The organism is Peptococcus niger, from assembly GCF_900101835.1.
In the GTDB taxonomy this organism is placed as follows: domain Bacteria; phylum Bacillota; class Peptococcia; order Peptococcales; family Peptococcaceae; genus Peptococcus; species Peptococcus niger.
The window spans coordinates 1-6637 of sequence record NZ_FNAF01000025.1; the positions used below are offsets into that span (position 1 = coordinate 1).

6 protein-coding genes are annotated in these 6637 nt (G+C 46.0%); 2 read left to right on the forward strand and 4 right to left on the reverse strand.

Features of this window, described 5'->3' with window-relative positions; translation table 11 throughout:
• Positions 1 to 429: 429 nt before the first annotated feature.
• From BLQ16_RS09455 to nadC, 3 genes are read right to left on the reverse strand one after another with little or no spacing between them, the layout of a single operon-like run.
• Entirely contained in the window at positions 430 to 1233 is an 804-nt protein-coding gene (locus BLQ16_RS09455; protein ID WP_091792473.1) for an aspartate dehydrogenase domain-containing protein, read from the reverse strand.
• 26 nt (positions 1234 to 1259) lie between these two features.
• Positions 1260 to 1772: a transcription repressor NadR gene (locus BLQ16_RS09460; protein ID WP_242868995.1), complete on the reverse strand. Its 513-nt coding sequence runs from the start codon at positions 1770 to 1772 to the stop codon at positions 1260 to 1262.
• Positions 1759 to 2589 (reverse strand): carboxylating nicotinate-nucleotide diphosphorylase, encoded by an 831-nt coding sequence (nadC, locus tag BLQ16_RS09465; protein WP_091792475.1) that lies wholly within the window; start codon positions 2587 to 2589, stop codon positions 1759 to 1761. Before nadC ends, BLQ16_RS09460 begins: the two co-directional genes overlap by 14 nt.
• On the opposite strand from nadC, the gene BLQ16_RS09955 reads away from it, so the two are divergent.
• Entirely contained in the window at positions 2588 to 2644 is a 57-nt protein-coding gene (locus BLQ16_RS09955; protein WP_144019703.1) for a KxYKxGKxW signal peptide domain-containing protein, read from the forward strand. The two genes, nadC and BLQ16_RS09955, sit on opposite strands and share 2 nt — an antisense overlap.
• Here the strand turns inward: BLQ16_RS09955 and nadA are convergent.
• Complete coding sequence (gene nadA / locus BLQ16_RS09470; protein WP_091792474.1) at positions 2641 to 3537, reverse strand: quinolinate synthase NadA; 897 nt, start codon at positions 3535 to 3537, stop codon at positions 2641 to 2643. The genes BLQ16_RS09955 and nadA overlap by 4 nt on opposite strands.
• A gap of 1075 nt (positions 3538 to 4612) precedes the next feature.
• Here nadA and ltrA point away from each other — a divergent pair.
• Positions 4613 to 6544 (forward strand): group II intron reverse transcriptase/maturase, encoded by a 1932-nt coding sequence (ltrA, locus tag BLQ16_RS09475; RefSeq protein ID WP_423230815.1) that lies wholly within the window; start codon positions 4613 to 4615, stop codon positions 6542 to 6544.
• Positions 6545 to 6637 lie beyond the last annotated feature (93 nt).

Genomic DNA, 6637 nt, shown 5'->3' on the forward strand with positions numbered 1-6637 from the left:
GGTCATTGCCGGGTACATAAGAAAACGTCAGGACATTCGTCCTGGCGTTTTTTACGTTACCCTGGCTAGACCTATTTTGGGGTAGAAGTCCCTGCCGTCAAGGGTATGGCGAGTACGAGCCCATACGGCGCCAACATGTAGACCACTCCCAAGCGGTCATTGCCGGGTACATAAGAAAACGTCAGGACATCCGTCCTGGCGTTTTTTTGTTGCCCTATTTGGGGGTAGAAGCCCCTGCCGTCAGGGGTATGGCGGACACAAGCTCATACGGCGCTAATATATAGACCACTCTCAGGCGGCCACCTGCGGGTACATAAAAATAGAAGCCTTCCTGAATAGGGAGGCTTCTATTCTTTATATGCTTATCTGTACCTATTTTTGAGGATGAGGTTTATTTTTCGCCACTTAATGAGGGCCCGGCCAGGTCGATTAAAAATATTGAACGGGTGAGGCTAAATTTTTGAGTAAGGCAGCGACGCTCCAGGCTGCGGTTACGCTGGACTTAGGATTTTTAGGGTCAATCTTGGAGCTGATTTCAATAACGGCCTTGGCTTGGGGATTTTCTACTGTCACTTGGTGGGTGTTCCCCTCTTTGCCGGGTTGGCTGATTAAGCGGACTTGTGTTTTTTCTGCACCACAGGTGACTAAGCCGGCGGCTACACTGACATTGGTGTTTTTGGGAAATCCGGCAATGGCTTCTTTAGCATTGCCTTCAAAGGCGATGACTTCCTTGTCGGTGGCCAGGTCCTTGCCCTTTAAGTAAGGGGCGCCATTTAGGCTTTTTGGCGATTTTGTGCTTTGGACTTCTGCTTTTGCGTCTCCCATGAGAAAGAGGGTCTGCATAATATCAAAACCGCCGATGGCACCGCTTGTGATGTGAATTTTTTGCCCTGCCTGCTTAGCGCTTTCTTTGAGCTTGGCAAAAAGGTCTTCATCTGCCAGGGAACCCACAGAGGTAATAACCAGGTCCTTGTGGGCTTTTAAAATGCGGTCGCCATAGCTCTGCACGGCACCAACACCGGCAATTTCAACGACGATTTGAGCATCGCTGGTTAAGACGGCCTCAAAATTATCAAAGAGGGGTAGGCTGGTGCCCCCTATTTCAATGTGGTCGCCTTCTAAAATGCGGTCATAGATACCTATGAGCTCATAATCTTCCTTTAAATGATTCAAGACGGCTGAGACTAAAATTTTACCTAAGGCCCCATAACCGATGATAGCTAATTTTTTCATTGTGTACTCTGTCCTCCATAGGATGATTACTTTACCAAAAAACCTTTTTCTTCCAGCATGTCACCCACTTCATCCAAGGTCTCCTCATCATCAGCATATACTGTGTGAAAATGGTAGCCGTTGGTAATGTTTTTTAAGGGCCTGCTGACACTGTTGTAAATATTGTCCATAAAATTTTTAACATCTTTTCGTGATTTCACATCCAACCGGGCGCTGATTTTGCCATAGAAGCGGTGTTCGACGAAGACGTCTTCGCAAGTGGCGCCCAGGTCGACGATGAGGTTGAGTTCGTCAGTGATTTGGTCATCTCGGTGTTGACATTTAAAGACCCGCCGATAGCCCTTGCTGCTTTCTATATAGTAGCCCCGGTTGGTGGATACAATGGGGACGTCCTTGGCTCTTAATAGGCTGATGTCTTGGACAATGACTTGTCGGGAAACATCAAATGCCTTGGCCAAGTCATCTCCGGCGATCGGTCCGGGAGCTTCTTTTAAGCGTTTGGTCAGGGCTTTTAATCTCTCATCTTTACTCAAGGTCACGGCCAAGCTCCTTCATGGATAGGTCTAAGACCGGGGCTGAGTGCGTCAGGGCTCCGCTTGAGATAATGTCTGCCCCCAGGTCCTTATATAAGTGCAGATTGGTTAAATCAATATTGCCGGATAACTCTACAAGGGCGCGTCCGCCAATAAGCTCGATGGCTTTTTTCATCTTTTCCGGGGTCATATTATCGAGCATGATGATATCGGCCCCTGCCTCCAGGGCTTCTTCCACCTGGTCCATACTTTCAACTTCCACTTCAATTTTACGGACGAAAGAAGCATAATTCCTTGCTTTCTCAACGGCGGCTTTAATGCTGCCTGCGGCCTGAATATGGTTATCCTTGAGCATGAGACCGTCTGTTAAATTGTAGCGATGGTTGCCACCGCCGCCGACGGTGACGGCGTATTTTGCAAAAAGACGGAAGTTGGGCGTTGTTTTCCGGGTGTCGACGATTTTGCTCTTACTCTCGCCCAGACAATCAACCATTTGTCGCGTATAGCTGGCAATGCCGCTCATCCTTTGCAAAAAATTAAGGGCAACGCGCTCGCCGGTCAGCAGGGTTCGTAATTGGCCGCGAACCGTTGCAATATGGTCTCCCTTGCGGACCGGGTCTCCGTCTTTTTTGAAAAATTCAAGGCTGCTTTGCTGGTCCAGTAAGCTGAAGACCCGTTCAAAAACAGGAAGCCCGGCAATGATGCCGTCTCCCTTGGCGAGCAGTTTGACATGGCCCCTTGCTTCTGCGTCGATAATGGCATTGGTGGAGATGTCTTCTTCGTTAATGTCTTCTTTTAAGGCCGTTAAGATATAAGGATCGATGAGGAAAAAGGGTAAACGATTGGTCACGGCTGGCCTCCTTGTCAAAACTTTTTAGCTGCAAATGTCAAGCATCCGGTCAAGGGGAAGTTTGGCGCGTTCGGCGAGGGCAGGGTCTACATGGACTTCATTTTTTCCGCTTTCTAACACATCAATGATCTTATCGATGGTCACTCGTTTCATGCCTTCGCAGATCATTTCCGGGAAGATAAAAGTTTTATCGGGATAGGTCTTGTCTAATTCGTAGCGCAGGCCCTCTTCGGTAATAATGATGTTAAGGTCTTTATTCAAGTCTTTTACGGCCTCTATCATCCCTTTTGTGGACCCCTTATAATCGACCAGGTCGAGGACTTCTGGCCTACATTCCGGATGGGCAAGGATGGCTGCATCAGGATAGCGCTTTTTTAGCTGTTTGATTAAATCGGGAGTAATTCCGTCATGAACTGGGCAGCAGCCTTGATTGTTAATAAAGTGCTTTTCCGGGAAAAACTTTTCAATATTACGGCCTAAGTTTCCATCCGGTATGAAGAAAATATTTTTGCTCTCGATGGCCCCGACAATTTTAGCGGCATTAGAAGAGGTGCAGCAGTAGTCTGAATTGGCCTTGATTTCTGCGGTGGAATTGACATAGCAAACGACGGCCAAGTCCTCGTACTTTTCTCTCATCTCTTTGATTTGCTGGATGGTCACCATGTGGGCCATGGGACAATCGGCCTTAGGATCCGGCAGGTAGACTTGCTTATCCGGGTTTAAAATTTTAACCGTTTCCCCCATAAAAGAAACGCCGGCCATGACGATCCGCTTGGCATCAATGGTGGTTGCAAGCTTGGCCAGGGTAAAGGAATCACCGACATGGTCGGCGGCCGCTTGCACGTCATCGTCCACATAATAGTGGGCTAGAATAACAGCATCTTTTTCGTTTTTTAAGGCATCTAATGTTTTACGCTCCATGATTACTCCTATCGTGTTTGACTGAAATTCTCCAAAAAAAAAGCTACCAGCCTATCATACCATAAAAATAAAAATTGACAATACATCTGTCTTGTCAGTAAAGGGGTTGGAGTGAAAAACTGGGATTAAAGGGCTTGGGGATATAAAAGGATAACTTAGGCATTCTTTATGTCGGTCAAATAAGCCGGCTTAGGCACATGGCCCGCCGCTAACTGGTCACGACATAGCGGGTGGCCATTTCTTGACGGCTTTCATTTCGGCTAGGGCAGCTGGTGGATCTGGCTGAGCCTTTTTAGCAAAGCGGTCGTGCGACACGTTGGTCTATAACCATTAAGCTATCCTAGAAATAGAGATAACCTGCGTAAGCAGTCCGATTAGTAGGGTAAAAGACTGACTCTTAATTAAGAGAACAACTAATAACTCAAAAGGTGGAACGAAGGGGTAACGCCCTGAAACGCCTTCCCTAATACTCCGGCTAGCGTCAGAATGTGTAACCATTCAGGGGTTAGAAGCTCGGTGAAGACGGCAGAGAGTAGCCCAAACAGGCCAAGCTGTGGAAAGCTGTCCAGAGGTGGACGGTGCTAGTTATATGCCGGGGGTCTATAAAATAGCTATGGCGAGAATGTGCCACAGGCACTGACGAACTTCCGAATGTACGGGTCTAGATTTGCAAGATGCAGAAATGCACCGAACACGGATGTGTTGCTACTGAAGTAAAGTAAGAATGAACGCCATGAAATGCTTTATGTCGTTACAGGCGGCATCCAGGTAGCAGGCTTATAGGAAGCACCTAAGGCTATATGTACAGATAGAGTTATTGGAACGTGGAAAGGTTGGAACGGCCATTAACGTGTTACAGCAGGCCGGCAGCAAGGAACACCCCTCCCGGGAATAACTTGCTTTTGTCCGATTGAGAGTAGAGGCATGACCGATGAAATGTCTGCAATGGACACGGAGGAATAGCCTCAAGTCACAGTTACTGAAGTAAATCAATCCTTTATGAATCCACTAAGTCGAGTATGACAATAGAAATTGTCATCACAGATAAGGTGGTGATGTATAAGTGGAAATTAACTTGATAAATCAAAAACCAAACCACAAAGCCACAAAAGCCCGGTATTACGACATGCAAGAATTGCAAGATGACCTATATGCCAGAAGTAAGGCCGGAGAAATCTTTGGTGACCTTTGGTCGCTAATTGTCTCCCCTAACAACCTGAAACTGACCTATAGAACCATTAAAAGCAACAAGGGCAGTCATACACCGGGAACGGACGGAAAAACCATTGAGGACATTGCAAGATTATCAGATGAGGACTACCTCAACCTAATGATAAGCAAGCTCTCATGGCTCCAACCGAAGAAAGTAAGACGAGTAGAAATCCCCAAGCCCAATGGCAAGAAGCGCCCTCTAGGTATTCCCTGTATTGAAGATAGACTTGCCCAGCAAGCCATTCTACAAATACTGGAGCCTATCATGGAAGCTAAGTTCAGTCCGTACTCTTATGGCTTCAGACCTAACAAGAGTGCAGAGCACGCCATAAATGAGTGCTACCGACTGATGCAGAGAAGTCACTGCACTTATGCCATTGACTTTGACATTAAGTCTTTCTTTGATGAAGTCAATCATAGAAAGCTTATGCGTCAACTTTGGACACTAGGTATCCGGGATACGAAACTCTTGCAAATTATTAAACAAATGCTAAAAGCGCCTATTGTATTGCCAAGTGGGCAAATAGAATACCCTACCAAGGGAACACCCCAAGGCGGTATCCTATCTCCCTTATTGGCAAATGTGGTTCTAAATGAATTGGACTGGTGGCTATCTAGTCAGTGGAAGGATTTTCACCGGCAACTAAATAAGCCACCAAAGCCGCAATACAATAAGAACGGCAACAGAAACCTAGGTAGCGAATATACGGCAATGCGTAAAACAAAGCTCAAGGAATTTTACTTTGTCCGCTATGCAGATGATTTCAAAATCTTCTGCAAAACACGCAAAGAAGCTGTCCTCTTGAAGCACGCTATAACCCAATGGCTCAGCCACCGGTTAAAGCTACAAATCTCGCCTGAAAAGACAAAAATTGTCAACCTCAAGAAGAACTACAGCGAATTTCTTGGTTTCAAGTTAAAGCTCCAGCCTAAGTCGCATAAATGGGTAGTCAATGCCCGAATGAGTGACAAGACTAAAGCCAATACGAGAAAGCAATTGTCAAAACAGCTAAAGAATATCCAGAAGCCAAAAAGCGGAAAAGTGCAGGCCCTTGAAATAGACCTATACAATTCCATGGTTATGGGGATCCAAAACTACTATGGCATTGCCAATAATGTGACCAAAGACCTTGCTGAAATACAGAGGACAACTAGCATTAAGTTTAAAAATCGGTTTGGTAAAGCCCTCAAGAAAGAGGGACAAATAGACAACATTAAGCTTAAAGAGCGATATGGTAAATCTAAACAGGTAAGGTGGATAAACGGTAAACCGGTAATACCCATAGGGTTTTACAAGTCCCGTAATCCAATGGCACAAAAAGCTGGAGCCTGTCAATACACACCGGAAGGCAGGGGCCTCTTGCAAAAGAAAATTCCCAAGTCAGGAAGCGATGAAGTCATGCACTATCTAATGACCCATCCGGTTAGAAATGCCAGCCTAGAATACAATGATAATCGAATATCCTTGTATGCCGGGCAACATGGCAAATGTGGATTAACAGGTCAAGAATTGGTACCCGGTGACATACACTGCCACCACAAGCTACCTAGGAAGCTAGGTGGCAAGGATAACTACCAAAATCTAATCCTGCTTACGACACCGGCCCACAAGCTGGTACATGCCACAAACCCTGACACCATATCTTACTTGTCTAGCCAATTGCGGCTAGATGGTAAACAACTCAAAAAGCTTAATAAACTAAGAAAAACGACCAAGTTGGAGCCTATCCAACTAGCTACGGTTAATGAAACAAATCAAGTAGGATTAATAAAGGATATGAATCAACTGAAGTAATTGCGATGGAGCGCCGTATGAGGTGAAAGTCTCACGTACGGTGTGGGGCAGGGGAAAAGGTGGAGATGATATCAAAGCCTTACCTATTGCTCT

Coding starts and splice junctions, on each gene's coding strand:
- nadA (WP_091792474.1), bottom strand. CDS start 3,537: ATGGAGCGTAAAACATTAGATGCCTTAAAAAACGAAAAAGATGCTGTT.
- BLQ16_RS09455 (WP_091792473.1), bottom strand. CDS start 1,233: ATGAAAAAATTAGCTATCATCGGTTATGGGGCCTTAGGTAAAATTTTA.